We start from the raw sequence: 25,512 nt of genomic DNA on the forward strand, positions 1-25,512 counted from the left end.
CCGCGGGGGCTCAGCCCTCGTCGACCACCGCGGCCCGCCCGGCCGGGCCTTCGGTGCGCCGGAGCTGCGCGAAGATGCCCGCGGCCAGCCCCGACAGCACACCCAGGCACACGTAGGTGAGGTGAAAGGTGCGCAGCTCGATCGGCTCGCCGCGCCCGGCGTGGCCGCCGAACGCCGCGAGCAGCGCGCCGGCGCAGGCGACGCCCAGGCTCATCGCGAGTTGCATCACCACCGAGAGCAGACTGTTGCCCGACGATGCGCGCGCGTCGTCGAGGTCGCCGAGCGTCAGCGTGTTCATCGCCGTGAACTGCATCGAGTTGACGAGCCCGAACACGCCGAGCAGCACCAGCACCGCGGCATGCGGGGTCGCCGGCCCGACGAGGCCGAAGCTCGCCATCAGGAGGCCCAGCAGCAGCGTGTTGACGACCAGCACCCGCCGATAGCCGAAGCCGCGGATCACGCGCTCGGTGACCGTCTTCATCAGCATCGCGCCGATCACGGTCGGCACCATCGTGAGGCCCGCGCGACTCGGCGAGTAGCCGAGGCCGAGCTGCAGGAAGAGCGGGGTCATGAACGGCATCGCCCCGCTGCCGAGGCGCGAGAACAGGTTGCCGACGATGCCGATCGAGAACGTCGGAATCTTGAAGAGCGCCAGGCTGAACAGCGGCCGTTCGTGGCGCGCCGCGTGAAACCAGTACGCCGACATCGCCGCGAGCCCTGCCGCGAGCATCAGCAACGAGAGCGCGACGCTGAGCGCCCGCTCGCCGAGCCCCTGCAGGCCGAGCGAGACGAGCACGAGGCCGAGCGAGAACAGCACGAAGCCGGCAACGTCGAAACGCTGCCCGGCCGCGCCGCGCAGGTCGGGCATGTAGCGCATCGCCGCGAGCACGCCGAGCGCGCCGACCGGCAAGTTGATCAGGAACACCCAGTGCCAGCTCGCGACTTCCACCAGCCAGCCGCCGAGCGGTGGTCCGACCAAGGGCCCGACGAGGCCCGGGATCGAGACGAACGACAGCACCTTCAGTAGCTCGTCGCGCGGGAACGCGCGCAGCACCGCGAGGCGCCCGACCGGCAGCAGCAGCGCGCCGCCGATGCCCTGCACCACCCGCGCCGCGACCAGCCACGGCAGGCTCGGCGACAGCGCGCAGAGCAGCGAGCCGAAGCTGAAGAGGCCGATCGCCGAGAGGAATACCCGGCGCGTGCCGAAGCGGTCGGCGAGCCAGCCCGACGCCGGGATGAACAGCGCCACCGTCAGCATGTAGGCGATGACGACCGACTGCATGCGCAGCGGACTCTCGCCGAGGCTCTCGGCCATCCGCGGCAGCGTGGTGTTGAGGATCGTCGAGTCGAGCGTCTGCATGAAGAACGCGATCGCGACGAGCCACGGCAGGAGGCGGCGGGTCGCGGGGTCGAGCATCGGGGCATCCTCCGGCGGCAGTGAGACGAGCGGGCGCCGAGCGGTCGGCGCGGCGCGAGTGTGGCAAGACGCGCGCCGGCGCATCGGACCGACGTGCGCGGCAGCGCCGCGACCGGTACGGTCTTGTGCGGCGGCGCGGCCGTGCCCCGCGCCGATCGGGTACGCTCCCCGCGCCATGGAAATCTTCGACTACGACAACATCCTGCTGCTGCCGCGCAAGTGCCGGGTGGAAAGCCGCGCCGAATGCGACGCCTCGCAGGTGTTCGGGCCGCGCACCTTCGCGCTGCCGGTGGTGCCCGCCAACATGAAGACGGTGGTCGACGAGCCGATCGTCGAATGGCTCGCCGCCAACGGCTACTTCTACGTGATGCACCGCTTCGACGTCGACAACGTCGCGTTCGCGCGGCGCATGCGCGAGAAGAACCTGTTCGTCTCCGTGAGCGCCGGCGTCAAGGCGGCCGACTACGAGACGATCGACCGCCTCGCGGCCGACGGCGTCGGCGCCGACTACGTGACCATCGACATCGCGCACGGCCACGCCGACACGGTGCAGCGCATGATCGGCCACATCAAGAAACGCCTCCCGGACACCTTCGTCATCGCCGGCAACGTGGCCACGCCCGAAGCGGTGATCGATCTCGAGAACTGGGGCGCCGACGCCACCAAGGTCGGGGTCGGACCCGGCAAGGTCTGCATCACCAAGCTCAAGACCGGCTTCGGCACCGGCGGCTGGCAGCTCTCGGCGCTCAAGTGGTGCGCGCGCGTCGCGACCAAGCCGATCATCGCCGACGGCGGCATCCGCGACCACGGCGACATCGCCAAGAGCATCCGCTTCGGCGCGAGCATGGTGATGATCGGCTCGCTGTTCGCCGGCCACGAGGAGTCGCCCGGCCGCACCGTCGAGGTCGACGGCAAGCTCTACAAGGAGTACTACGGCTCGGCCTCGGACTTCAACAAGGGCGAATACAAGCACGTCGAAGGCAAGCGCATCCTCGAGCCGATCAAGGGGCGCCTCGCCGACACGCTGCGCGAGATGCGCGAGGACGTGCAGAGCTCGATCTCGTACGCGGGCGGCACCCGGCTCGCCGACATCCGCAAGGTCAACTACGTGATCCTCGGCGGCGACAACGCGGGCGAGCATCTGTTGATGTAGCGCGGAAGCGGCCGAGATCCGCGTCGCGCCTACGAGCCGCACGGGCCGAGATCACGGGGTACCCGGCTCCGCTCATGTCCTCCGGGCCGGGGTTACACCCCGTCCCTCCCCGCTGCGCCGGGCACCCCATGCTCTCGGCCAGCAGCGTGCCGCGCGTCCCTACGAGACCGGAGCATTTCGGCGCGTAGAGCGAACAGAGCTCACTGGGTTGACTCGTGTGGGGGTCACTTTCCCGCCGAGATTGTGGCCCGCTCACCCACCGCCACCTCCGAGCGCCCGCAATCCTCCACCGGCATTCAAGCCTCGCATGCTTCTCGTGCTCTCACGCAGCACGGCTCGAGCCGAGAGCATGGGGTGGTCCGCGCAGCGAAGTTAAGGAGGAGGAACGGCGCGCAGCGGCGTTCCGGGGGACCATGAGCGGAGCGGGCTACCCCGTGATCTCGGCTCGCGTGGGCCTCAAGCTGCTGGTGACCACAGCGGCAGCCCCATAGGGCGCTCACCTACAATTCCACCCCCGCCGTTCGCGGTCTGCGAACGCGCGTCCCCTCGTAGAGAACCGCGTCGCGCCGACTGCCAATGACCGAACTCGCCAAATCGTTCGAGCCTGCTGCCATCGAGGCGCGCTGGGCTCCCTTGTGGGAGCAGAGCGGGGTCTACCAGCCGACGCTGGATCCTGCCAAGCCGTCGTTCGCGATCCAGCTGCCGCCACCCAACGTGACCGGCACGCTGCACATGGGTCACGCGTTCCAGCACACGATCATGGACGCGCTGACGCGGCATGCGCGCATGACCGGCGCCAACACGCTGTGGGTGCCGGGCACCGACCACGCCGGCATCGCGACGCAGATCGTGGTGGAACGGCAGCTGCAGGAACAGGGCGTCAGCCGTCACGATCTCGGCCGTGACGCGTTCCTTGCCAAGGTGTGGGAGTGGAAGAACAGCTCCGGCGCGACGATCACGCGGCAGATGCGGCGCATGGGCGACTCCGTCGACTGGAGCCGCGAGTACTTCACGATGGATGCGAAGCTTTCGAAGGTCGTCACCGACACCTTCGTGAAGCTCTACGACGAGGGCCTCATCTACCGTGGCAAGCGGCTCGTCAACTGGGACCCGGTGCTGAAGTCGGCGGTCTCCGACCTCGAGGTCGAGAGCGAGGAGCGCGACGGCTTCATGTGGCACATCCTCTACCCGTTCAGCGATGGCCCGCTGGCGGCGGTGGACGGCACGCCGATGGCCGGCATGCACATCGCGACGACGCGCCCCGAGACCATGCTGGCCGACGGCGCGCTCGCGGTGAACCCTTCGGACGAACGCTACAAGCACCTGGTCGGCCGCTACGTCGACCTGCCGCTCTGCGACCGCCGCATCCCGATCATCGCCGACGACTTCGTCGATCCGGCGTTCGGGTCGGGCGCCGTCAAGATCACCGGCGCGCACGACTTCAACGACCACGCCTGCGCGCTGCGTCACGACCTTCCGATGATCACGATCTTCACGCTCGACGCGAAGATCAACGACAACGGCCCGGCCGCATACCGCGGGCTCGACCGCTACGATGCCCGCAAGGCGGTGCTGCGCGACCTCGAAGCCGCCGGCCAGCTCGAGAAGGCAGTGCCGCATAGGAACATGGTGCCGGTCTGCACGCGCACCGGCCAGGTGGTCGAGCCGATGCTCACCGACCAGTGGTTCGTCGCGACGAGCCGGCCGGGCGCCGACGGCAAGTCGCTCGCGCAGAAGGCGATCGAGGTGGTCGCCGATGGCCGGGTGCGCTTCGTTCCCGAGCAGTGGGTCAACACCTACGACCAGTGGATGACCAACATCCAGGACTGGTGCATCTCGCGCCAGCTCTGGTGGGGTCACCAGATCCCGGCGTGGTACGACGACGAGGGCCACGCCTGGGTCGCCCGCGACGAGGCCGAGGCGCTGCTGCGCTGGCGCACCGCGACCCTCGCCAAGGCCGAGGCCGCGCACGCACGCGGTGACGCGGGCGAGGCGCAACGTCTCGACGGCCGCCTCGCCAGCCCGCCGGCCCTGCGCCGCGACGCCGACGTGCTCGACACCTGGTACTCGTCGGCGCTGGTGCCGTTCTCGTCGCTCGGCTGGCCCGAGAAGACACGCGAGCTCGAGCTGTTCCTGCCGTCGTCGGTTCTCGTCACCGGGTACGACATCATCTTCTTCTGGGTCGCCCGGATGATCATGATGACGGTGCACTTCACCGGTGAGGTGCCGTTCCGCGACGTCTACATCCACGGCCTGGTGCGCGATGCGAGCGGCAAGCGGATGAGCAAGTCCGAAGGCAACGTGCTCGATCCGGTCGACCTGATCGACGGCATCGCGCTCGAACCGCTGCTCGACAAGCGCGCGACGGGTCTGCGTCGTCCCGAGACCGCTCCCGCGATCCGCGCGGCGACGCAGAAGGAGTTCCCCGAAGGCATCCCCGGCTTCGGCGCCGACGCGCTGCGCTTCACGTTCTGCTCGCTCGCGAGTCTCGGGCGCAGCATCAACTTCGACTCCAAGCGCTGCGAGGGCTACCGCAACTTCTGCAACAAGCTCTGGAACGCGACCCGCTTCGTGCTGATGAACTGCGAGGGTCAGGACTGCGGCCTCGCCGAGCACACCAAGGCCGAGTGCGCACCCGGGCAGCCGTTCCACAACTACCTCGCCTTCTCGTCGGCCGACCGCTGGATCACCGGCGAGCTGCAGCGCGTCGAGGCGGCGGTCGCGCAAGGCTTCGCGGAGTACCGCCTCGACAACGTCGCCAACGCGATCTACGCGTTCGTCTGGGACGAGTACTGCGACTGGTATCTCGAGATCGCGAAGGTGCAGCTGCGCGAAGCCGCGCATGCCGGCAACGACGCCGCCCAACGCGCGACCCGGCGCACCCTGCTGCGCGTGCTCGAGACCGTGCTGCGCCTGCTGCACCCGATCGCGCCGTTCATCACTGCCGAGCTGTGGCAGAGCGTCGCGCCGGCCGCGGGTCGCAGCGACAGCTCCCCGGTGCACGGCATCGTGGTGGCGCCGTATCCCAAGGCGCAGCTCGAGAAGGTCGATCCCGCGGCCGATGCCTGGGTCGCGACGCTCAAGAGCCTGGTCGGCGCCTGTCGCGTCCTGCGCAGCGAAATGCAGCTGCCGCCGGGCAAGAGCGTGCCGCTCTACACGCTGGGCGACGCCGAGTTCATCGGCAGCGCGACGCCGCTGCTGAAGGCACTTGCGCGTCTCTCGGACGTCAAGGTGTTCGCCGACGAGGCGGCGTTCGTCGAGGCGACGCGGAACAGCGCCACGGCGGTGCAGGGCGCGACGCGCCTGGCGCTCCACGTCGAGATCGACGTCGCCGCCGAGCGCGAGCGTCTGGGCAAGGAGATCGCGCGTCTCGAGGGCGAGGTCGCCAAGGCACGCGCCAAGCTCGACAACGCCGGCTTCCTCGCGCGCGCGCCGGCAGCGGTGGTCGATCAGGAGCGGCGTCGGGTCGACGACTTCACGGCAACCATGGACCGGCTCCGAGATCAGCAGTCCCGCTTGGCGCTGTCGCCCTGAACTCGCGCGCCACGCTGGCGTCGAGGTTGAGGATGTCGTCGATGCGGCGCGCCACCGCCCACGCGGTGCGCTGACGCGATTCGCGCGTGATGCTGGCGACCCGCGGCGTCACCTGCAGGGTCGGGATGCCGTGCAGGGGCCGGCCCGGCTCGAGAGCCCCGGGCTCGAGGCTGTCGAGCCAGGCCGCAGCGATGCGGCCGCTTCTGAGCGCATCGGCGAGGCAGGTCTCGTCGAACAGGCCCGAGTAGCTGAGGCACACCAGTACCTGGTTCGGCTTGCAGGTCGGTAGGAACCGCTCGCCGAGCAGCCCGCGGAAGCGGCTGAAGTAGCTGAGCAGCACGCACACTGCGTCGGCGCTCTCGATCAGCTCGCGCAGGCCGACCGGCGCGACGCGCCAGCGCGACCAGAGGCCGTCGCTCGCGTGCAAGGCCGGGTCGTAACCAATTACGCGCGAGCCGAAACCGGCAAGCATCTGCGCGACCGAGCGCGCGGCGGGCGGCATGCCAATAAGTCCGATCGTTGCGGCGCCGAGCTCACGCCCGACGGGAAGACCATCGGAACCGCTGACCGGAACGCGGCGCAGCATCGAGAGCATCGCGCCGACGGCGAACTCGGCCTCGGCGGTGGCCGACGCGGCCGGGCTGCGCACGACTTCGATGCGCGCGCGTGCGCAGGCTTCGAGGTCGATGCTCTCGGCGCCCGCGCTGATGCGACCCACCGCCCGCAGCACCGGCGCATGGTGCAGCGTCTGCGCGTCGAGCGTCACGCTCGCCGGCACGATCATTGCCCTCACGTTGTACAGCGCGCGCCGCAACGCACGCTGGTCGTTGGCCAGTTCGGGAGCTTCGCGCACGGCATGGCGTTCGCGAAGCCAATCGAGCACGTCCGCCTCGAGCGAATCAGCGATCAGGAGGGTCATGCGATCGGCCGTTCAGCGTGCCCGTCCCGGGCGCAGGTCCGGTGGGTGCGCATGCCAGAATTTGTGTCAGCAGATGAGCGAAGGATTTTGACGCGATGTTAGTCCGCCATGCGGTTTTTCCGGTCGCCGGCCTCGGCACCCGCTTCCTGCCGGCCACCAAGTCGATGCCCAAGGAGATGCTTCCGGTCGTCGACAAGCCGCTGATCCAGTACGCGGTGGAAGAGGCCTACGCGGCGGGCGTGCGCCAGATGATCTTCGTCAGCAGCCGTCACAAGCGCGCGCTCGAGGACCACTTCGACCTCACCTACGAACTCGAGACCGCCCTCGAGGCGGCCGGAAAGAACGAACTGCTCGAGACCGTCCGCGCGGTCAAGCCGCACGACATGGAGTGCGTCGTCGTGCGGCAGGCGCAGGCGCTCGGCCTCGGCCACGCCGTGCTGTGCGCGCGTCACGTCGTCGGCGACCACCCGTTCGCGGTGCTGCTGCCCGACGACCTGATGATCGGCGAGCCGCCGATCCTGCAGCAGATGGTCGAGCGCTTCACCGAGAAGAGGGCGTCAATGATCGCGGTGCAGGACGTGCCGCGCGAGCACACCAAGCGCTACGGCATCGTCGCCGGCAATCCCGACGGCGACCGCCTGGTCGACATCACCGGCATCGTCGAGAAGCCCGCCCCCGAGGTCGCGCCGTCACTGCTCGGCGTGTCGGGCCGCTACGTGCTCACCCCGCGCGTCTTCGACGAGATTGCCAACCAGCCGCGCGGGGTCGGCGGCGAGATCCAGCTCACCGACGGCATCGCCGGCCTGCTCGCGCACGAGAAGGTCTACGCGTACCGCTACGAAGGCACGCGCTACGACTGCGGCAGCAAGGAAGGCTGGCTGCAGGCCAACGTCGAGCTCGCGCTGGCGGACCCGAGCCTCGGCAAGGATTTCCGCGCCTACCTGCGCAGCCTCGAGCTCTGACGGCCGGCGTGGGCGCCCTCGGCGCGGCTGCGGTCGCCGCCGCGTCAGCGCCGGCGCAGGAAGTGCACGAACTCTGCGTTCGCGCTGGTCTGCTCGACGAGCTCGTGACCGGTCTGGCGCGCGAACGCCTGGAAGTCGCGCATCGAGCTCGGGTCGGTCGCGACCACCTTCAGGATGTCGCCGCTCGACATGTCGGCGAGCGCCTTCTTGGCCTTCAGGATCGGCAGCGGGCAGTTCAGCCCGCGGGTGTCGAGCTCTTTGTGGGCTTGCATCGATGCGGATTCTAGGTAAGCGCCCGAGGGCCCTCTCCCGCCGCGGCTTCAGGCGGCGCTGCCGCCCAGCCACTGCGGCTCGATGCCGCGCGAGCGCAGCCAGTCGGCGAGCGCGTGACCGGTGCCGGCGGGCCAGCACTTCACGTCGCGGGGTGCCACGAGCCGATACTCGACGAGTTCGGGCGAGAGCCGCACCTCGCCATGCGCCGACGCGTGGTACGCGATGATGACCTGGTTCATGCGCTCGAACGCGTAGACGCCGATCAGGTCGAGCGTATCGACCGCAAGCGAGGTTTCCTCGGCGATCTCCCGGGCGATGCCCGCTTCCGGCGTCTCGCCGGCCTCCATGAAGCCGGTGACGAGGCCGAACATCTTGCCCGGCCACGCCGCGTTGCGGGCGAGCAGCACCGCGCCGTCACGATCGACGAGCTCGATGACGGCGGCGAGCACCGGCGTCGGGTTGTTCCAGTGCGTCCACCCGCACGCCGGGCAGCGCAGGCGCGTCTTCGGACCGCCGTCCTCGTCAGCCGTGATCGCCTCGAGGGGCGTCGCGCAGTTCACGCAGAAGCGCACCGCGTGGCTCATTGCCGGTCCTTCGGGCGTCTGGCCGTCAGGCCGGAAACACGCCGGTCGACAGGTACCGGTCGCCGCGGTCGCAGACGACGAACACGATGGTCGCGTTCTCGACCTGCCCGGCAACCTGCAGCGCGACCCAGCACGCGCCGCCCGCCGAGATGCCGCCGAAGATGCCCTCGTCCCGGGCGAGGCGGCGCGCGGTCTCCTCGGCGTCGGCCTGGCTCACGTCGACGGTCTGGTCGACCGCGCTCGGGTCGTGGATCTTCGGCAGGTACTCGAGCGGCCACTTGCGGATGCCGGGGATGCGCGAGCCTTCGCTCGGCTGCGCGCCGACGATGCGCACCTGCGGGTTGCGGCTCTTCAGATAGCGCGAGACGCCCGTGATCGTGCCGGTCGTACCCATCGCACTCACGAAATGGGTAATGCGCCCGTCGGTGTCGCGCCAGATCTCCGGGCCCGTGGTCTCGAGGTGGACGCGCGGGTTGTCGGGATTGGCGAACTGGTCGAGCACGATGCCCTTGCCGTCGGCCTGCATCTGCAGCGCGAGGTCGCGCGCCACCTCCATACCGCCCGAGCGCGGCGTCAGGATCAGCTCGGCGCCGAACGCCTTCATGGTCTGCGCGCGCTCGACGCTCAGGTCCTCCGGCATGATGAGGAGCATGCGGTAGCCACGGATCGCCGCGGCCATCGCGAGCGCGATGCCGGTGTTGCCGGAAGTCGCCTCGATCAGCGTGTCGCCCGACTTGATGGTCCCGCGCTCCTCGGCGCGCCGGATCATGCTGATCGCCGGCCGGTCCTTGACCGACCCCGCGGGGTTGTTGCCCTCGAGCTTGGCCAGGATCACGTTTCCGCGAGCCTCGTTGGCGGCGCGGTCGAGACGCTGCAGTCGCACCAGCGGCGTGTTGCCGATGGTGTCTTCAATCGTCGGGTACTGCGGCGCCTGGCTCATGGGGTCTCCTTCGTGCCGATTGTCGCAGCCGCGCGTGGAGCGTGACTTCCTACCGGCGAGCGCCCGCACTGCCGCCATGGCGCCCCGAAACAATCGCGGATGACCATCACTTCGATTCAGGCGCTTCGAGCCGTCGCCGCCTGGATGGTCGTGACGCGCCACGTCGAGCAGTTCCTGTTCGACTCGGAGCCGGACGGTTTCGTCGCCTGGCTGTTCTGGTCGCGCGGCGGCGCCGGCGTCGAGATCTTCTTCGTCATCAGCGGCCTCATCATGGTCGTCGCCACGCATGAGCGGCCAACGACGCGCGCTGCCTTCCTGCATCGGCGCATCGCGCGCATCGCGCCGATCTACCTGCTCGCCACGCTGCTGATGGCAGCGCTCGTGCCGTCGAGCCCCGGCGCGCTCGCGCAGTCGATGACGTTCAGCCGCGCACTGCTGGACGGCGGCTATCCGGTGCTGTACGTGGGCTGGACGCTCGAATACGAGCTCGTCTTCTACGTGCTGTTCGCACTCGGCCTCGGGCGGCCCTGGCTGCTGCCGCTGCTCCTGCTGGCCTTGCAGTTCTACCCGTGGAACTGGGCGGGCGCCGGCATGTTCCGCAGCAGCCTGATGCTGCTGTTCGCGGTCGGCTACCTCATCGGGATCGCGCACGTCGCCGGCCGGCTGCCGCGTTCGCGCCGCGGCGGCGTGCTGTTGCTCGCAGTCGGCGCCGCGTGCATCGGGCTGGGCCAGGGTCGCGAGACCGCCTGGTGGTCGCTCGGCGCGATCGGCATCGTCGCCGGCGCGCTTGCCATCGAGTTGAAGTCGACGCTCGCGAGTCGGCTCGGCGACCACTCGTACGCGGTCTACCTGATCCACCCGATCGCCATCGTGCTGGCGCTGCCCTTCGCCGCAGCCTTCGCGCGCTCGCCCTGGCTCACCGGCGCGCTGCTGGGGACCATCGCGCTCGCCGCATGGTTCGTGCACGCTCGCATAGAGCGGCCGACGACGCTGTTCCTGCAGCGTCTGCTGACGCGCCGGCGCCGGCGCCGCAAGTTCGAGGTCTCGGCCGCCAGCGACTTCGGCGGCCCGGCGGGCGCTGCGGGAGCCTGATTCCCGCACGGCGCACGCGATGCGCCCGCTGCTGGTGCCTCGGGTCGGAATCGAACCGACACCCCTTGCGGGAACGGATTTTGAGTCCGTCGCGTCTACCAATTTCGCCACCGAGGCACGGGGCTCGCACGAAGCGGCGGAGTTTGCCACAGCGCCTCCGGCGAGCGCCGTCGCGAGAGCGCAGTGGCGCCGCGCCGCGCGCACGTAGACTCGCCGGCTCGACTTTCGCCTGCACCCATGCCGCCGCTGCCTCCGGTCACCCAAGCCCTGCTGCTGGCGAACGTCGGCATCTTCTTCCTCGACAGCCTGCTCGGCCATCCGCTGTGGATGTGGTTCGCGCTGTGGCCGCTCGGCACCAACTTCATGCCCTGGCAGCTGGTGACGTACGCGTTCCTGCACGGCAGCCTCTGGCACCTGCTGTTCAACATGCTGGGCCTGTGGATGTTCGGCTCCGAGCTCGAGCACGTCTGGCGCGGCCGGCGCTTCCTGCAGTTCTATTTCGCGAGCGTGCTCGCAGCGGCGCTGACGCAGATCGTGGTCAGCATCGTGCTCGGCTCGACGTCGCCGACGGTGGGCGCGTCGGGCGGTCTCTTCGGGCTGCTGCTCGCGTTCGCGATGCTGTTCCCGAACCGCACCATCCTGCTGTTCTTCGTGATCCCGATCCGTGCGAAGTACCTGGTCACGCTGTTCGGGCTCTACGAGCTCTACCAGGGCGTGTGGGTGATGAACTCGGGCGTGGCTCACTTCGCCCACCTCGGCGGCATGCTCGGCGGGCTGCTGATGCTGCGCTACTGGTCCGGACGGCCACCGTTCGGCAACCGCCGCCGCTAGCCCAACTCGGAACGCCGATTGCTTGTCGATCGGCGTGGCCCGCGCGGCGACTCGACGTCCGCGCCACGGCCGAGAGGGGGCGATGATGGACATCCGGCCGATCGATTCCACGGATCGCCGAGGCGCTGCTCGACCCGCGGGCGAGCCCGCGTGGAGGCGCGACCTGCGTCGATTGGCGCCCCGCACCGGCGCCGCGTCGCGTGCCTGGCGCATCGCCGCCTGGCTGCTCGCCGGGCTCGCCGTGCTGCTCGCCGCGCCGCTCGCCGCGCAGACGCTCGACACCGCGGCGGTGCAGGCGCAGCAGACCGAAGCCCGCACGCGGGCGCTCGAACGCGCGAGCCACGCCGTGGTCGGCGTCGAGACGCTCTCGATCGACGACGCGCCGTCGGCGGCGACGCTCGGCCGCGCGCGGATCGGCTCGGGCGTGGTCATCGGCGACGACGACCTCGTGCTGACGATCGGCTACCTGATCGTCGAGGCCGAGCGCGTCGATCTCGTCGACGGCGCCGGGCGGCGTGTGCCGGCGCGCGTGGTCGCCTACGACGTCGCTACCGGGTTCGGCCTGCTGCAGGCGCTCGCGCCGCTCGCGCTCGCGCCGGCGCCGCTCGGCGACGCGGCCGCGCTGGTCGACGGCGAGCCGCTGCTGGTGGCGAGCGGTGGCCAGATCGCGACGCTCGGCATCTCGCGGCTGGTGTCGCGGCGGCCGTTCTCGGGCTACTGGGAATACCACATCGACGACGCCCTCTTCACCGCGCCGGCGCGCGTCGACCACAGCGGCGCCGGCCTCTTTAACGCCGACGGCGAGTTGCTCGGCATCGGCTCGCTGGTGGTCGCCGACGCGACCGGCATCGGCGCTCCCGGCCTGCGCGGCAACATGTTCGTGCCGGTCGACCTGCTCAAGCCCATCCTGGCGGAGCTGCGCGTTCGCGGTGCCTCGGCGGCGTCGCGCCGTGCCTGGCTCGGCGTCAACTGCATCGAGGCCGACGACCACCTGCGCGTGATCCGCGTCGCCGAGGACAGCCCGGCCGAGCGCGCGGGGCTGCGGGTCGGCGACGAGATCCTCGGCATCGACGGCAGCGCGGCGACCACGCTGCACGCGTTCTACACGGCGCTTTGGCAGCGCGGCGTCGTGCGTGAGGTCGAGCTGCGCATCCGCCGCGCCGATGCCGAGCGGACCATCCGCGCCACCACCGCCGACCGCCTGCAGACGTTCAAGCGGCCGCAAGGGGTCTGACACCGCGTCGGCACGGCTGAACGCGAAGCGCTCCGCGGGTACGACACGCGCTGGCGCGGCCGGCGCGTCCCCCTGACGCACGCGGGCGGCCGCGTCACCGTCGACGCTGCTCCGGTCAGTACCCGAGCGCCCGATCGACCCGGTTCGGCACCGGTTCGCCACGCCGATGCCGATGCACGGCGTCGACGAACTGCGCGGCGATCGTCGCGGTCGAGGACTGCGCCGCGATGTGCGGCGTGATCACGACGCCCGGCACGCTCCAGAGCGGGTCGTCGGCCGGCAGCGGCTCGTGCGCCTGGACGTCGAGCGCGGCACCGGCGAGGTGGCCCGCCCGGATCGCCGCGATGAGGTCTGCCTCGACCACGTGCTGGCCGCGCGCCACGTTGATCACGTAGCCGCCGCGCGGCATCAAGGCGAACGCGTGCGCGTCGAGGATCGCGTGGGTGGCGGGCGTCAGCGGCAGCGCGCAGACCACGATGTCGGCCGCAGCCAACGCCTCGTCGAGGGGCCCGCCGCTGCTGCGGCTCCAGGTGCGCACCGCGAACCCGAGCGCATCGAGCACGCGAGCGATTTCGCGGCCCACGGCGCCGGCGCCGAGCACCGCGACGCGCGGGTGCGCCGCGGCGATCGGCTCGCGCACCCAGCGCCGCTCGCACTGCTGCGCCTCGTACATCGGCAGCCCGCGCACGTGGCGCAGCGCCATCAATGCGACGTGCTGGGCGATGCCGACCGCCTGCTCCGGGTCGACGATGCGCGACACCACCACCTGCGGCGGCAGGTCGGGCGCGAGCAGCTTCTCGACGCCGGCGGCGACCGAGGCCACCCAGGCGAGGCGCGGCAGCCGCGGCGCAACGCCGACCGGCAGGCTCCAGCCGAGCGCGACCTCGACCTGCGCGAGCTCGGCGTCGGACGCATCGGCGTGGTAGGGCAGCAGCTCGATCGACGGATCGAGCGCTCGGATGGCGTCGACCAGCGGCGCGGCGGGCGTCGCGAGCTTGAGCAGCAGCACCTTCATGCGGACGCGACGCCGGGCGTTTCGGCAACGGCAACCGGCAGGTGCGCGCGGGGTCGGGCCGGCGCAGCGTGCGCGGCGTCGGCAAGCGGAGCGCGCACCGTCGCCAACCCCCACCCCGGATCGCGCAGCCCCTCTTCCACCGTCGGCCAGCGCAGCCGCACCCGCAGCTCGCGCTTGAGGCGCGTGTTGACGAGCCGCCTCGACTCGCCGAGGAAGCTCATCGACGCGGCGCCGAGCCGACTCGCGGCCTCGGCGCGCGAGACGCGCTCCGGGCGCGGCTGGCCGGCGATGTCGGCCGCGCGGTCGAAGTAGTCGGCCATCCGAAGCGCGCTGTCGTCCGAGACGTTGACCGCGCGCTGGGGCAGGCCGCGGTGCAGCGCGGCGATGCAGGCCCGCGCCAGGTCGTCGGCGTGTACGTGGTTCGTGTAGACGTCGTCCTCGGGACGCAACACCGGCTGCCCCTTGGCGCCGCGCAGCCCCGGATGCTCGCCGCGGCCGGGACCGTAGATGCCCGGCACGCGCAGCAGCGTGACCGCGACGCCGCCGGCGCGGCCCCAGTGGCGCCAGCGCCGTTCGGCGTCGACACGGCGCCGGGCGCGCGTGGTCGTCGGCCGGAGCGCCCGCGTCTCGTCGACGCGTGCGCCGGCGCAGTCGCCGTAGACGCCGCTGGTGCTGACGACGACCGCGCGCCGCACCCTCCCGCCGCGCGCCAGGGCGGCGATCAGCGCCGCGCTGCGCGGATCGGTGGCCCCGACACCCGGCGGCGGTGCGAGGTGCAGCACCGCGTAGGCGACGCCGCCGAGGCGGCCCAGCGTCGCCGGCACGTCGAGGTCGCCGACCAGCGGCACGACGCCGGCAGCGCGCAGCTCGCCGACGCGCTCGCGCTGCGTCGTCAGCGCGAGCACGCGCCAGCGCCCGGCGAGCCGGCGCGCGACCCTGAGACCCACGTCGCCGCAGCCGACGATCAGCAGCACGGGGCGACGGAACCGCGACACGCCGGCCGGGCTCATCGGCATCCGGCTTGCCGCGACGGCGCTGCCGCCACCGCGCCGCTCGGAGGCGCCCACGCACTGCGCGCAAAATCGCGCCCGCATCCAGGACCCGTCATGTCATTCACCGTCACCGTCCAGCCGAGCGGCAAGACCTTCACCGTCTCGCGCGATGAACCGATTCTCGCCGCAGCGATCCGCCAGGGCGTCGGCCTGCCCTACGGCTGCAGGGACGGCGCCTGCGGCTCCTGCAAGTGCCGCCTGCTCGAAGGCCGCGTGATCCACGGCGCGCATCAGGTCAAGGCGCTGAGCCCGGCCGAAGAGGACGCCGGGCTCATGCTGACCTGCCAGGCCGCGCCGCAGACCGACATCGTGCTCGAGGCGCGCATGGTGCCAGGAGCCGGCGAGTTCCCGGTCAGAAAGCTCCCGTGCCGCGTGATCAGCATCGACAAGCCCGCGCCTGACGTCGCCATCGTCCAGCTGCAGCTGCCGGCCAACGACCCGCTGCAGTACCGCGCCGGACAGTACATCGAGTTCATCCTTCGCGACGGCTCGCGGCGCAGCTACTCGATGGCGAATTCGCCGCTCACCATCCGCGAGAAGCCCGCGGTCGAGTTGCACATCCGTCACCTGCCGGGCGGCAAGTTCACCGATCAGGTGTTCAGCACGCTCAAGGAAAAGGACATCCTGCGCGCCGAAGGGCCGTTCGGGAGCTTCTTCCTGCGCGACGACACCTCGGGCGAGGACAAGCCGATCATCCTGCTCGCCTCAGGCACCGGCTTCGCGCCGATCAAGGCGATCATCGAGGACATGGACATCAACGGCAGCACGCGGCGGGCGACGCTGTACTGGGGCGCACGCAGCCGCGCCGATCTCTACATGCACGAGTGGGCCGAGGCCGCCGCGGCGCGGATGCCGAACCTCCGCTACATCCCGGTGCTCTCGGAGCCCAAGTCCGAGGACGGCTGGACCGGCCGTACCGGATTCGTGCACCACGCGGTGATGCACGACCACCCGAACCTGATGCAGCACCAGGTCTACGCCTGCGGCGCGCCGATCATGGTCGAGTCCGCCGAGCGTGACTTCGTCGCGCGCTGCGGGCTGCCTGACGACGAGTTCTACGCGGACTCGTTCACGTCCGAGGCCGACAAGCACGGCGCCTGACGGCATCCGCACGCGCGCACGCGGCGCGGTCGGCGCCGGCTGACCATCCGCCGTTCGGGTGAGCGAAAACACACCCGCTCCCGGCGGCTTCGGCGAAAATCCCGCCCCTGTTGCGGGGCCTTTCACCGCGGCATGCGCGTTGCCGCCGGCCGCGCCGCCATCCACCGAGCCGAGGAACGTCATGAACCACATCCCTTCGCGTTGGCTGCTCGCCGCAGCCGCCTTCCTGGTGCTGCCGGCGGCGGCGCAGACGCTCGGCGGCGGCGGCTCGCTCGCCACGGGTGGCGCCGGTCCTGACGGCGCGCAGGGGGCGAACGAGGAGCTCGAGCGCTGCAGCGCGCCCAAGGGCACGCTCGCGGTGGTCGAGCCGCAGAGCCAGGTCGGCGCCAACCTGCAGCGCTACGGGCTCGGCTCGCCGACGCAGGTGCTGCGCATGCTGATCCAGCAGTCCAACTGCTTCCAGGTGGTCGAGCGCGGCGTCGGCATGAACAGCATGATGCAGGAGCGCTCGCTCGCGAAGTCGGGCGAGCTGCAGAGCGACTCCAACATCGGGCGCGGCCAGATGGTCGCCGCCGACTTCATCGTGACGCCTTCGGTGGTGTTCAGCGAGAACGACACCGGCGGCGTCGGCGGCGCGATCGGCGGCCTGCTCGGCGGTCGCCATGGCCGGGCCCTCGGCGCGATCGCCGGTGGCGTCAAGTTCAAGGAGGCCGAAACCAACCTGCTGCTGGTCGACTCGCGCTCGGGCATCCAGGTCGCGGCGGCGCAAGGCAGCGCGCGCAAGACCGATTTCGCCGTCGGCGGTGCGCTCTGGGGCGGCCTTGCCGCCGCCGGCGGTGGCTACACCCGCACGCCGGAAGGCAAGGTGATCGTCGCCTCGTTCATCGACAACTGGAACAACATCGTCCGCAACATCCGCGAGAACCCTTCGCTGGTGCAGGCGCGCGGCAGCGCAGCGTCGCAGCAGAACGCCGCGATGAGCGTGCGCGCCAACGCCGGCGCCGCCGGCGACGTGATGCTGCCGAAGATCGCCGGCGTCAAGGTGCTGCGCCAGCCGCGCGACGGCGCCGGCGAAATGCAGACTCTCACCCGGACCGACGAGGTGCTGCTGCTCGGCGAAGAGCAGAACGGCTACTCGAAGGTGACCTCCTCGCGCGGCGACGGCTGGGTCAAGACCATCCTCCTCAAGAAACCATGAAGCGTCGAGCCGTCCTCGGCGCCGCTGCCGCTGTCGCGGTGAGTGGCGCCGCCTTCGCCCAACCCGCGCGCCCGCTGCGTTTGATCGTTCCCTATCCGCCGGGCGGCCCGCTCGACGTGGTCGCGCGCGCGCTGGCCGAGAAGGTCAAGGACACGCTCGGCACCGTGGTGGTCGAGAACCGCGCTGGCGCCGGTGGCAATCTCGGTGCCGACGCGGTCGCCAAGGCAGCGCCGGACGGCACGAGCATCGTCATGGGCGCGGTGGCCACCCACGCGATCAACCCGTGGCTCTACGCGAAGATCCCGTACGACCCGATCCGCGACTTCACGCCGATCACGCTGGTCGCGCAGGTGCCCAACGTGCTGGTGATGAACGCCGACACCGCGGCCAGGCTGGGTATCTCGAGCGTCGCCGACCTCGTGAGCTACGCGCGCCGCAACCCCGGCAAGCTCAACTACGGCTCCGGCGGCAACGGCAGCGCAGGGCACCTGGCGGGCGAGATGTTCAAGTCGCGCGCCGGCGTCTTCATGGTCCACATCCCGTACGCCGGCGGCAACCCGGCGCAGCTGGCGCTGCTCTCGGGCCAGGTCGACCTCAACTTCGATAACCTCGCCGCCGCGTCCGCGAACATCAAGGCCGGCAAGCTGCGCGCCATCGCGGTGACGACGGCGCGTCGCTCGAGCGCGATGCCCGACGTGCCGACGATCGCCGAGGCCGGCCGTTCGCGCGAGTTCGCGGGGCTTGCGGGGTTCGACATCGACACCTGGTTCGGCCTGTTCGGCCCGGCGCGGCTGCCGGCGGAGGTGACCGCGCGCCTCAACAAGGCGTTCGTCGACGCGCTCAACGCACCCGACATCCGGGCCCGCCTCGCGACGCTGCTCGCCGAACCGGCACCGATGGCGCCCGAGCAGTTCGGCGCCTTCGTGCAGCGCGAGCTCGCGAAGTACCAGTCGCTCGTCAAGCTGAGCGGCGCGACGGTCGAGTAGTGCCGCCGACCGCCGGCGCCGTCGGCGCGCCGGCCGTCACGCCCGCGGCCTTTCCGCACCGTTTCGCCGGGTCTTGACGCAGGGGTGCTTTGCTAGACTCGCGCCCTTCCCGCCGCCCTCGGCACGGTCGGCGCGGTATTCGCGCCCGGCCCGGCGGCGCCCCGATTCCCTCGAGTTCCACCCGAATGTCGTTCGTCCAAACCGACCTGCAGCGCGAAGTCGCCGCTCTCCTCGTCGAAGCGCTCAACCTCGACGTCGCGCCGGAATCGATCGATCCCGACGCGCCGCTGTACGGCGAAGGTCTCGGGCTCGACTCGATCGACATCCTCGAAGTTGCGCTCGTGGTCTCGCAGCGCTACGGCTTCCAGATGCGCTCGGACGATGCCGACAACGTGCGCATCTTCCGCTCGCTGGCGAGCCTGGCGGACCACATCGCCGAGCAGCGCAAGGCCTGAGGTCACGCGCGAGCACCGGCATGCGAATGCGCTACGCCGCGATCGCCGTCGCGACGCTCACCTACGTCGCGCTGACGCACTGGCTGATGACCGCCGCGCCCGGCTCGGCGTGGCTCGCGGTGGCGCTCGTGGTGCCGCTGCTGGTCGGCGCCTCGCTGGTCGCCTGGCGCAAGCGCTGGCGCGTCGTCGCCGCGCTCGGCTTCGCGCTCGCCGCCGGTCTGGTCGGCATGGCGATGGCAGGCGCCGGCGCGAGCGCGCCGCTGGTCTACCTGGGCCAGCACGTCGCCGTGCACCTTGCGCTCGCCGCCGTGTTCGGCGTCACCCTGCGCCGCGGTGCGACGCCGTTGATCACGGCGCTCGCCGACCGCGTGCACGGGCCGCTGACACCGGCCAAGAAGGTCTACACGCGCAAGCTCACCATCGTCTGGGTCGCGTACTTCACGAGCATGGCGGCGCTGTCGGTGCTGCTCTTCGTGGCCGCGCCGTTCGAGGCGTGGGCGGTGTTCGCCAACCTGGTGACGCCGCTCGCGATGGGCGTGCTCTTCATCGGCGAGTACTGGCTGCGCTTCGTGCTGCATCCCGAGTTCGAGCGCACTCGCCTCATCGATGCGGTGCGCGCCTATTCGCAGCACGGGCGGGCGGCACCGACGCCGCCGGCGCCGCAGCGTCGGCCGTGAGCGCCCCGCTGTCGCCGAGCGCGCCGCCGAGCCAGCGCGCAACCCGCGTCGCCGCACGCCGCCGCGAGGTCGCGCGATGACGACGCTCCCGCTACTCGACTTAGACGACCTCTCGCGACCGCTCGCGCGGCGCGGCGAGCACGTCGTCTCGCGCGCCGACTACCTCGCCCACGTGGCACGGCTCGCCGCGCGGCTTCCCGAGCGCGGCCCGCTGCTCAGCCTGACCGCCGACCGCTATCGCTTCAGCGTCGCGCTCGGCGCGGCGATGGCGCGCGGCCACACGAGCCTGCTGCCGTCGAACCACACGCCCGACACGCTGGCGCGGCTGAAGAGCCTGTTCCCGAGCGTCTACGCGCTCGCCGACCAGCCCGACGCCGTCGACGGCATGCCGGCGTTCGCCTACCCCGACCTCGCCGACGAGTCCCGCGGCAACGCCGCGGCCGCACCCGAGATCGGCACCGACTTCGTGGTCGCCCAGGTCCTGACCTCCGGATCGACCGGCGCGCCGGTGCCGCACCTCAAGCGCTGGGGCCTCCTGGTGCTCAACGCGCGCGCCGAGGCGCGCCGGCTCGCCGACGCGATGGGGCGCCGCAGCCTCGACGGCGTCTGGCTGGTCGCGACCGTGCCGGCGCAGCACATGTACGGCTTCGAGTCGACGGTGCTGCTCGCGCTGGTCGGCGGCGCCGCGTTCGACAACGAGCGGCCGTTCTACCCGGCCGACATCGCACGGGCGCTGGCGCGCGCGCCGCGCCCGCGCATGCTGGTGACGACGCCGTTCCACCTGAAGACGCTGCTCGACGCCGGCATCGAGCTGCCGCCGATCGACCTGCTGCTCAGCGCAACCGCCCCGCTCACGCCGCAGCTCGCGACGCGCGCCGAGGCCGCGTTCGGCGCGCCGCTGCTCGAGATCTACGGCTGCACCGAGGCCGGCCAGGTGGCGACGCGGCGCACCACCGCGGGCGCCGCGTGGCGCGTCTTCGACGGCCTCGCGCTCGAAGGCAACGGCGCGCAGACGGTCGTGAGCGGCGGCCATGTCGGCGCGCCGACGCCGCTGGCGGACGTGCTCGAGGTGCTCGACCCGCAGACCTTCCGCCTGCTCGGCCGCTCGAACGACCTCGTCAACATCGCCGGCAAGCGCAGCTCGCTCGGTCACCTGAACCACCAGCTGAACACGATCGACGGCGTCGTCGACGGCGCGTTCTGGATGCCGCCCGACGACGGCAGCGAGATCGTCCGCCTGGTCGCGTTCGTCGTCGCCCCGACGCTCGCGCGCCGTGCCGTCGTCGATGCGCTGCGCACGCGGGTCGACGCGGCGTTCCTGCCGCGCCGCGTCGTGTTCGTCGACGCGCTGCCACGCGAGGCGACCGGCAAGCTCACCGCGGGACGGCTCGCCGAGTTCGCCGCGGCCACGCTGGGTGGCAGCGGCGCCGCGCGATGAGCGACGCCGGCCCGAACGCCGCTACCGGGCGCGAGCCGCACGAGGTGGCCAGCCGATCCCCTGGCGCGACGCTGGCGCAGCCGGGCGACGCGTCGGTGCCGCGGTCGCCCGACGCCGCCGACCCGCGTGGCGCCGCGCTGCACACGGTCGAGATCGACGTCGCGCCCGACCATCCCGCGTTCGACGGTCACTTTCCCGACAATCCGCTGCTGCCGGGCGTGGTGCTGCTCGCCGAGGTGCTCGAGGCCGCCGCCGCCGCGCCGGCGCTCGCCGCGCGCATCGGCAGCGCGCCGCGCATCGGTCAGGTGAAGTTCCTCGGCGCGGTCGGGCCCGGCACGCGCCTCGCGATCCGCTTCGCCGACGCGCCGAACGGCCTTCGCTTCGACGTGCGCATCGTCGCTGCCGACGCCGAACGCGATGCCGCGACCGGGCTCGTCGAGCGCGCACCGGCACGCTCGGACGCCGCGCCCGCCGCGGGCGGCGGTCGATGAAGGCGCGCGAGGCGACCAGCCCGCCGGCGCGCTGGACCGAGCACCGGGAGCGCGGGAGCCTCGTCTGGCTGCGCGCGATGCGCAACGTCGCGATCGCGCTCGGCCGCCCAGGGGCGCGCCTGCTGCTGCATCCGATCGCGCTCTACTTCGTGCTGGCCGCCGGCGCGGCGCGGCGCGAGTCGCGGCGCTATCTCGCGCGCGCGCTCGGCCGGCGTCCGACCGCGCTCGACGTCTACCGCCATTTCCATGCGTTCGCCTCGACGGTGCTCGACCGCGTCTACCTGCTGCAGGAGCGCTTCGAGCAGTTCGACGTGCACGCCACCGGCATCCGCACCATCCTCGACCCCTTCGAGCGCGGCGACGGCGCCCTGCTGTTCGGCGCCCATGTGGGCAGCTTCGAGGCGCTGCGTGCGATCGGCCACGAACACGGCCTGCGCGTCGCGATGGTCATGTACGAGGACAACGCCCGGCTGATCAACGAGACGCTGGCGGCGCTCGCGCCGGATGCGAGCCTGCACACGATCGGCCTCGGCAAGGTCGACGCGATGATCGCGCTCAAGCGCTGGCTCGACGACGGCGGCGTCGCGGGCCTGCTGGCCGACCGTACGCTGCCGGTGCAGTCGGCGCGCTCGCGCAACGTGCGGGTGCCGTTCCTCGGCAGCCCCGCGACCTTCTCGGACGGCCCGTTCCGCCTGGCCGCGATGCTGCGCCGGCCGGTGGTCTTCATGGCCGGCATCTACCGCGGCGGGCGCGCGTACGAGCTGCGCTTCGCGCAGATCGCCGACTTCAGCGCGACGCCGCCGGCCGAGCGCGACGCCGCCATCCGCGCCGGGCTCGAGCGCTACGTCGCCACGCTCGAGGCGCTCTGCCGCGAGGCGCCGTACAACTGGTTCAACTTCTTCGACTTCTGGGCATTCGATGAGACCGCTGCCGAACCTGCATCCGACGCTGCCGGCTGACGCGTGCGGCGCCCGTCGGCGCGTGCTCGCGGCGGCGCTGGGGCTCTTCGGCGGCGCGGCGCTCGCGGGCGGCGCGCCGCTCGATCTCGCGCAGCTGATGCAGGCGCTCGCCCGCACCCGTGCCGGCGAAGCGACGTTCGTCGAGCGTCGCGAGGTGCAGATCCTCGACCGCACCGTCGAATCGACCGGGCGGCTCTCGTTCCAGGCGCCCGACACGTTCGTGCGCGAGACGCTGCGCCCGACCAACGAGCGGCTCGCCGTGAGCGGCAACCAGGTGACGATGTCGCGCGGCGGACGCAGCCGCACGATGGACCTGGACGCCGTGCCCGAAGCGGCAGTCATCGTCGAGGCGATCCGCGGCACCCTGACCGGAAACCGCGCCGCGCTCGAGAAGCTGTTCGTTCCCACCGTCTCGGGCAGCCTCGACGCCTGGCAGCTCGACCTGGTGCCGCGCGAGGCGCGCATGCGCGGCCAGGTCGCGTCGGTGCGGGTCTCGGGCCGCGCCGAGATCGTGCGCGAGGTCGCGGTGCAGCTCGCCGACGGCGACCGTTCGGTGATGACGATCGAGCCGGTCGGCGACGCCAGGCGCGCCGGCGACAACGCCCGGCCGGGCGCACGCCCGGCATCGCCGGCGCGCTGACCGCGCACCGCATGCACACCTCGCCGACGCCGCGCCGCTGGTCGCGCCGGCCCGCGCTGTGGGTCTGGCTCGGCTTTCTCGCGGTCGCGGCCGGCATCGCCGCGCGCAGCCACTACGTCGCCGACCTCACGGCGTTCCTGCCGACCGCTCCCACCGCCGAGCAGGCAGCGATGCTCGACCAGCTGACCAGCGGCAGTGCGGCGCGCCTGGTGCTGATCGGCATCGAGGGCGGCAGCGCGGAAAAGCGCGCTGCGGCGTCCCGGCGGCTCGGCGCGGAGCTGCGCGCGAGCGGCGAGTTCGACTCGGTGAACAACGGCGACACCGCTCCGTGGCAGGCGGCCGGCGAGTTCCTGTTCCAGCACCGCTACCAGCTGAGCCCGGCAGTCGCAGCCGAGCGCTTCACGGTCGAGGGATTGCGCGCCGCGATCGACGAGACCGTCTCGCTGCTCGGCACCCCGGCGGGGTCGATGATCAAGCCGATCCTGTTCCGCGACCCGACCGGCGAGACGGCGCGCATGGCCGAGGCGATGCTGCCCGAGCGCGGCCCGGCAAGCGTCGGCGGCGTCTGGGCGTCGCGAACCACCGAGCGCGCCGTGCTCGTCGCCGTGACGCACGCTGAGGGCTCCGACATCGACGGCCAGGAGCGCGCGCTCGGCGCGGTGAACATGCGCTTCGCCGCACTCGGCGATCCGGAGCTGCGCCTCGTCGTGACCGGCCCGGCCAGCTTCGCGGTCTCCTCGCGCGCGAGGATCAAGAGCGAGGTCGAGCGCCTCGCGATCGCCGGCAGCGTGCTCGTCGTCGCCCTGCTCCTGGTCGCGTTCGGCACCCTGCGCTCGCTGGCGATCGCGGTGCTGCCGGTCGCCAGCGGCGTGCTCGCCGGCATCTCGGCGGTGAGCCTCGGCTTCGGCCAGGTTCACGGCATGACGCTCGGCTTCGGCACCACGCTGATCGGCGAGGCGGTCGACTACGCGATCTACTACCTGATCCAGGCGCGACGCCGACCGGCGGGCGGCACCGCCATCAGCGCGGCGGCGAACGGCACGCCAGCGTCCGCATCGTCCGAACCCGCGACCATCACTCGCGCGACGCCCTATGGTGCGCCGGCCGGCGGCCCGGCAGCGTCGACCGCGCCCGCACCGAGCGACAGCGCCGAAACTGGCGCCGCCCACTGGATCCGCGACAGCTGGCCGACCGTGCGGCTCGGCCTCCTCACGTCGATCTGCGGCTTCGCGGCGCTGATCTTCGCGGGCTTTCCGGGGCTCGCGCAGCTCGGCGTGTTCTCGGTCGCGGGCCTTGCGGCGGCGGCGTTGACGACGCGCTTCGTGTTCCCGGTGCTGGCGCCGAACGGCGCCCCGGGCACGGCGCTGCGCGCCCGCCTCGGCCATTTGACCGGCCGCGCGACCGCGGCACTGCCGCGCGCGCGGGTGCCGTGCCTCGTGCTGACCGCGCTCGCGGTGGTCGCGCTCGTGCTGCTGCCGTCGCCGTGGCGCGGCGAGCTCTCCGGCCTCAGCCCGGTTTCTCCGGCCGAAATCGAACGCGACGCCGAGCTGCGCGCCGACGTGGGTGCGGCCGACGCCGGCACGCTGGTGGTGCTGAGCGCGGCGAGCGAAGCGGCGGCGCTCGCGGCCGCCGAAGCGGCCGGCCGGCGCCTCGACCGCCTCGTCGAGGCCGGCGCGCTGCAGGGCTACGACTCGCCGGCGCGCATGCTGCCGAGCCCGCAGACGCAGCGCCAGCGCCTGGCGGCGCTGCCGGATGCCGCGACGCTGCGCGAGCGGCTCGCGCAGGCGACCGTCGACGGACCGATCGCCGCGGCGCGCCTCGAGCCATTCATCGCCGACGTCGACGCGGCGCGCCGGCTCGCGCCGCTGGACCGCGCCGCGATCGAGCAGACGCCGCTGCGCACAGCGGTCGACGCGATGCTGATCGGCGGCCACGACGGCAAGCCGTGGCGCGCGCTGCTCAGCCTGCACGCGCCCCCGCGCGGCATCGACACCGCGGCCGTGCGCAAGGCGCTCGCCGACGTGCCCGGCGCGCAGATCGTCGACACCAAGCGCGAGCTCGACGCGATCTACGCCGGTTACCTGCAGCGCGCGCTGCTGCAGGCGGGCGTCGGCGCCGTCGCGGTGCTCGCCCTGCTGGCGCTCTATCTGCGCAGCTGGCGCCGCCTCGTCGGCATCGCCCAGCCGATCGGCGCTGCGGTGCTGATCGTGCTGGCGGTGCTGACCGCGAGCGGCGTCGCGCTCGGCATCCTGCACCTCGTGGGGCTGCTGCTCGTCGTCGCGATCGGCTCCAACTACGCGCTCTTCTTCGACAGCCTGCGCGAGACCGGCAGCGCCGACGCCGACACGCTGGCGTCGCTGCTGCTCGCCAACCTCACGGCGGTGACGTCGTTCGTGTTGCTCGCGCTCTCGAGCATGCCGGTGCTCAAGGCGATCGGGCTCGTCGTCGCGCCGGGCACCTTCGCCTGCCTGCTGCTGTCGGCCGCGTTCGTGCACGAGCGGGCGGCGCCCGCCGCAACGCGTGCAGGAGAACGCGCGTGAGCCGGCCCGCCGGGGGCCCGG

The 25,512-nt window shown here is 72.0% G+C and carries 23 protein-coding genes and 1 tRNA gene; 16 read left to right on the top strand and 8 right to left on the bottom strand.

All coding sequences use genetic code 11. The features are described 5' to 3' along the window. Positions 1 to 10 precede the first annotated feature (10 nt). Entirely contained in the window at positions 11 to 1,417 is a 1,407-nt protein-coding gene (gene mdtD / locus HQN59_RS06615) for a multidrug transporter subunit MdtD (RefSeq protein ID WP_176067276.1), read from the bottom strand. A 175-nt stretch (positions 1,418 to 1,592) separates the two neighbouring features. On the opposite strand from mdtD, the gene HQN59_RS06620 reads away from it, so the two are divergent. Then, entirely contained in the window at positions 1,593 to 2,570 is a 978-nt protein-coding gene (locus tag HQN59_RS06620) for a GMP reductase (protein WP_176067278.1), read from the top strand. Positions 2,571 to 3,146: 576 nt separating this feature from the next. After that, positions 3,147 to 6,104 (top strand): valine--tRNA ligase, encoded by a 2,958-nt coding sequence (locus tag HQN59_RS06625; protein WP_176067280.1) that lies wholly within the window; start codon positions 3,147 to 3,149, stop codon positions 6,102 to 6,104. Here the strand turns inward: HQN59_RS06625 and HQN59_RS06630 are convergent. Beyond that, on the bottom strand, positions 6,046 to 7,023 hold the full coding sequence (locus tag HQN59_RS06630) for an NAD(P)-dependent oxidoreductase (protein ID WP_176067282.1): 978 nt from the start codon (positions 7,021 to 7,023) through the stop codon (positions 6,046 to 6,048). The two genes, HQN59_RS06625 and HQN59_RS06630, sit on opposite strands and share 59 nt — an antisense overlap. 95 nt (positions 7,024 to 7,118) lie before the next feature. Between HQN59_RS06630 and galU the strand changes: the two genes are divergently transcribed. Then, positions 7,119 to 7,985, top strand: a complete 867-nt coding sequence (gene galU / locus HQN59_RS06635) for a UTP--glucose-1-phosphate uridylyltransferase GalU (RefSeq protein WP_176067284.1) — start codon at positions 7,119 to 7,121, stop codon at positions 7,983 to 7,985. Positions 7,986 to 8,029: 44 nt separating this feature from the next. Here the strand turns inward: galU and HQN59_RS06640 are convergent, their stop codons facing one another. From HQN59_RS06640 to cysM, 3 genes are read right to left on the bottom strand one after another with little or no spacing between them, the layout of a single operon-like run. Then, positions 8,030 to 8,257: a sulfurtransferase TusA family protein gene (locus tag HQN59_RS06640; protein WP_176067286.1), complete on the bottom strand. Its 228-nt coding sequence runs from the start codon at positions 8,255 to 8,257 to the stop codon at positions 8,030 to 8,032. A 48-nt stretch (positions 8,258 to 8,305) separates the two neighbouring features. After that, positions 8,306 to 8,842 carry an NUDIX domain-containing protein gene (locus tag HQN59_RS06645; protein ID WP_176067288.1) on the bottom strand — a complete coding sequence of 179 codons (537 nt, stop codon included), beginning with the start codon at positions 8,840 to 8,842 and terminating at the stop codon, positions 8,306 to 8,308. A 25-nt stretch (positions 8,843 to 8,867) separates the two neighbouring features. Then, positions 8,868 to 9,782 carry a cysteine synthase CysM gene (cysM, locus tag HQN59_RS06650; protein ID WP_176067290.1) on the bottom strand — a complete coding sequence of 305 codons (915 nt, stop codon included), beginning with the start codon at positions 9,780 to 9,782 and terminating at the stop codon, positions 8,868 to 8,870. Positions 9,783 to 9,881: 99 nt separating this feature from the next. Between cysM and HQN59_RS06655 the strand changes: the two genes are divergently transcribed. Then, the gene (locus tag HQN59_RS06655) at positions 9,882 to 10,874 is read left to right on the top strand and encodes an acyltransferase family protein (protein ID WP_176067292.1); all 993 of its coding nucleotides are present in this window, start codon (positions 9,882 to 9,884) and stop codon (positions 10,872 to 10,874) included. A 32-nt stretch (positions 10,875 to 10,906) separates the two neighbouring features. Here HQN59_RS06655 and HQN59_RS06660 read toward each other — a convergent pair. Then, positions 10,907 to 10,991: transfer RNA gene (locus tag HQN59_RS06660), tRNA-Leu, on the bottom strand. Between the two features lie 120 nt (positions 10,992 to 11,111). On the opposite strand from HQN59_RS06660, the gene HQN59_RS06665 reads away from it, so the two are divergent. Both HQN59_RS06665 and HQN59_RS06670 read left to right on the top strand, forming a co-directional pair. Then, positions 11,112 to 11,705: a rhomboid family intramembrane serine protease gene (locus HQN59_RS06665; protein ID WP_176067294.1), complete on the top strand. Its 594-nt coding sequence runs from the start codon at positions 11,112 to 11,114 to the stop codon at positions 11,703 to 11,705. 172 nt (positions 11,706 to 11,877) lie between these two features. Beyond that, positions 11,878 to 12,939 carry a S1C family serine protease gene (locus HQN59_RS06670; protein ID WP_176067296.1) on the top strand — a complete coding sequence of 354 codons (1,062 nt, stop codon included), beginning with the start codon at positions 11,878 to 11,880 and terminating at the stop codon, positions 12,937 to 12,939. A 115-nt stretch (positions 12,940 to 13,054) separates the two neighbouring features. Here the strand turns inward: HQN59_RS06670 and HQN59_RS06675 are convergent, their stop codons facing one another. After that, positions 13,055 to 13,954 carry an NAD(P)-dependent oxidoreductase gene (locus HQN59_RS06675; RefSeq protein ID WP_176067298.1) on the bottom strand — a complete coding sequence of 300 codons (900 nt, stop codon included), beginning with the start codon at positions 13,952 to 13,954 and terminating at the stop codon, positions 13,055 to 13,057. Further along, positions 13,951 to 14,970 (bottom strand): NAD-dependent epimerase/dehydratase family protein, encoded by a 1,020-nt coding sequence (locus HQN59_RS06680; RefSeq protein ID WP_176067300.1) that lies wholly within the window; start codon positions 14,968 to 14,970, stop codon positions 13,951 to 13,953. The genes HQN59_RS06675 and HQN59_RS06680 overlap by 4 nt, the downstream gene beginning before the upstream one ends. Before the next feature lie 90 nt (positions 14,971 to 15,060). On the opposite strand from HQN59_RS06680, the gene HQN59_RS06685 reads away from it, so the two are divergent. From HQN59_RS06685 to HQN59_RS06730, 10 genes are all read left to right on the top strand, one after another. Beyond that, the gene (locus tag HQN59_RS06685) at positions 15,061 to 16,107 is read left to right on the top strand and encodes a CDP-6-deoxy-delta-3,4-glucoseen reductase (protein WP_176067302.1); all 1,047 of its coding nucleotides are present in this window, start codon (positions 15,061 to 15,063) and stop codon (positions 16,105 to 16,107) included. Between the two features lie 181 nt (positions 16,108 to 16,288). Then, on the top strand, positions 16,289 to 17,305 hold the full coding sequence (locus HQN59_RS06690) for a CsgG/HfaB family protein (protein ID WP_176067304.1): 1,017 nt from the start codon (positions 16,289 to 16,291) through the stop codon (positions 17,303 to 17,305). Next, complete coding sequence (locus HQN59_RS06695) at positions 17,302 to 18,291, top strand: Bug family tripartite tricarboxylate transporter substrate binding protein (protein ID WP_176067306.1); 990 nt, start codon at positions 17,302 to 17,304, stop codon at positions 18,289 to 18,291. Before HQN59_RS06690 ends, HQN59_RS06695 begins: the two co-directional genes overlap by 4 nt. Positions 18,292 to 18,476: 185 nt before the next feature. Beyond that, a complete protein-coding gene (locus HQN59_RS06700) occupies positions 18,477 to 18,746 on the top strand; it encodes a phosphopantetheine-binding protein (protein WP_176067308.1) in 270 nt (89 codons plus the stop codon). A gap of 20 nt (positions 18,747 to 18,766) precedes the next feature. After that, positions 18,767 to 19,423: a COG4648 family protein gene (locus HQN59_RS06705; RefSeq protein ID WP_176067310.1), complete on the top strand. Its 657-nt coding sequence runs from the start codon at positions 18,767 to 18,769 to the stop codon at positions 19,421 to 19,423. Between the two features lie 76 nt (positions 19,424 to 19,499). Continuing rightward, positions 19,500 to 20,861 carry an AMP-binding protein gene (locus tag HQN59_RS06710; protein WP_176067312.1) on the top strand — a complete coding sequence of 454 codons (1,362 nt, stop codon included), beginning with the start codon at positions 19,500 to 19,502 and terminating at the stop codon, positions 20,859 to 20,861. Beyond that, positions 20,858 to 21,352 carry an ApeI family dehydratase gene (locus HQN59_RS06715; RefSeq protein ID WP_176067314.1) on the top strand — a complete coding sequence of 165 codons (495 nt, stop codon included), beginning with the start codon at positions 20,858 to 20,860 and terminating at the stop codon, positions 21,350 to 21,352. Before HQN59_RS06710 ends, HQN59_RS06715 begins: the two co-directional genes overlap by 4 nt. Continuing rightward, the gene (locus tag HQN59_RS06720) at positions 21,349 to 22,311 is read left to right on the top strand and encodes a lysophospholipid acyltransferase family protein (protein WP_176067316.1); all 963 of its coding nucleotides are present in this window, start codon (positions 21,349 to 21,351) and stop codon (positions 22,309 to 22,311) included. Before HQN59_RS06715 ends, HQN59_RS06720 begins: the two co-directional genes overlap by 4 nt. Further along, complete coding sequence (locus HQN59_RS06725) at positions 22,271 to 22,951, top strand: LolA-related protein (RefSeq protein ID WP_176067318.1); 681 nt, start codon at positions 22,271 to 22,273, stop codon at positions 22,949 to 22,951. Before HQN59_RS06720 ends, HQN59_RS06725 begins: the two co-directional genes overlap by 41 nt. Positions 22,952 to 22,962: 11 nt before the next feature. Beyond that, positions 22,963 to 25,491, top strand: a complete 2,529-nt coding sequence (locus HQN59_RS06730; protein WP_176067320.1) for an MMPL family transporter — start codon at positions 22,963 to 22,965, stop codon at positions 25,489 to 25,491. Positions 25,492 to 25,512: the final 21 nt, after the last annotated feature.

Origin of the sequence: Rhizobacter koreensis, assembly GCF_013366375.1 — a bacterium.
In the GTDB taxonomy this organism is placed as follows: domain Bacteria; phylum Pseudomonadota; class Gammaproteobacteria; order Burkholderiales; family Burkholderiaceae_C; genus Schlegelella_A; species Schlegelella_A koreensis.

Coding starts and splice junctions, on each gene's coding strand:
- HQN59_RS06630 (WP_176067282.1), bottom strand. CDS start 7,023: ATGACCCTCCTGATCGCTGATTCGCTCGAGGCGGACGTGCTCGATTGG.
- HQN59_RS06690 (WP_176067304.1), top strand. CDS start 16,289: ATGAACCACATCCCTTCGCGTTGGCTGCTCGCCGCAGCCGCCTTCCTG.
- HQN59_RS06700 (WP_176067308.1), top strand. CDS start 18,477: ATGTCGTTCGTCCAAACCGACCTGCAGCGCGAAGTCGCCGCTCTCCTC.
- HQN59_RS06730 (WP_176067320.1), top strand. CDS start 22,963: ATGCACACCTCGCCGACGCCGCGCCGCTGGTCGCGCCGGCCCGCGCTG.
- HQN59_RS06710 (WP_176067312.1), top strand. CDS start 19,500: ATGACGACGCTCCCGCTACTCGACTTAGACGACCTCTCGCGACCGCTC.
- HQN59_RS06665 (WP_176067294.1), top strand. CDS start 11,112: ATGCCGCCGCTGCCTCCGGTCACCCAAGCCCTGCTGCTGGCGAACGTC.
- cysM (WP_176067290.1), bottom strand. CDS start 9,782: ATGAGCCAGGCGCCGCAGTACCCGACGATTGAAGACACCATCGGCAAC.
- HQN59_RS06715 (WP_176067314.1), top strand. CDS start 20,858: ATGAGCGACGCCGGCCCGAACGCCGCTACCGGGCGCGAGCCGCACGAG.
- HQN59_RS06645 (WP_176067288.1), bottom strand. CDS start 8,842: ATGAGCCACGCGGTGCGCTTCTGCGTGAACTGCGCGACGCCCCTCGAG.
- HQN59_RS06725 (WP_176067318.1), top strand. CDS start 22,271: ATGAGACCGCTGCCGAACCTGCATCCGACGCTGCCGGCTGACGCGTGC.
- HQN59_RS06720 (WP_176067316.1), top strand. CDS start 21,349: ATGAAGGCGCGCGAGGCGACCAGCCCGCCGGCGCGCTGGACCGAGCAC.
- HQN59_RS06695 (WP_176067306.1), top strand. CDS start 17,302: ATGAAGCGTCGAGCCGTCCTCGGCGCCGCTGCCGCTGTCGCGGTGAGT.
- HQN59_RS06680 (WP_176067300.1), bottom strand. CDS start 14,970: ATGCCGATGAGCCCGGCCGGCGTGTCGCGGTTCCGTCGCCCCGTGCTG.
- HQN59_RS06625 (WP_176067280.1), top strand. CDS start 3,147: ATGACCGAACTCGCCAAATCGTTCGAGCCTGCTGCCATCGAGGCGCGC.
- HQN59_RS06705 (WP_176067310.1), top strand. CDS start 18,767: ATGCGAATGCGCTACGCCGCGATCGCCGTCGCGACGCTCACCTACGTC.
- mdtD (WP_176067276.1), bottom strand. CDS start 1,417: ATGCTCGACCCCGCGACCCGCCGCCTCCTGCCGTGGCTCGTCGCGATC.
- HQN59_RS06685 (WP_176067302.1), top strand. CDS start 15,061: ATGTCATTCACCGTCACCGTCCAGCCGAGCGGCAAGACCTTCACCGTC.
- HQN59_RS06620 (WP_176067278.1), top strand. CDS start 1,593: ATGGAAATCTTCGACTACGACAACATCCTGCTGCTGCCGCGCAAGTGC.
- HQN59_RS06655 (WP_176067292.1), top strand. CDS start 9,882: ATGACCATCACTTCGATTCAGGCGCTTCGAGCCGTCGCCGCCTGGATG.
- HQN59_RS06675 (WP_176067298.1), bottom strand. CDS start 13,954: ATGAAGGTGCTGCTGCTCAAGCTCGCGACGCCCGCCGCGCCGCTGGTC.
- galU (WP_176067284.1), top strand. CDS start 7,119: ATGTTAGTCCGCCATGCGGTTTTTCCGGTCGCCGGCCTCGGCACCCGC.
- HQN59_RS06640 (WP_176067286.1), bottom strand. CDS start 8,257: ATGCAAGCCCACAAAGAGCTCGACACCCGCGGGCTGAACTGCCCGCTG.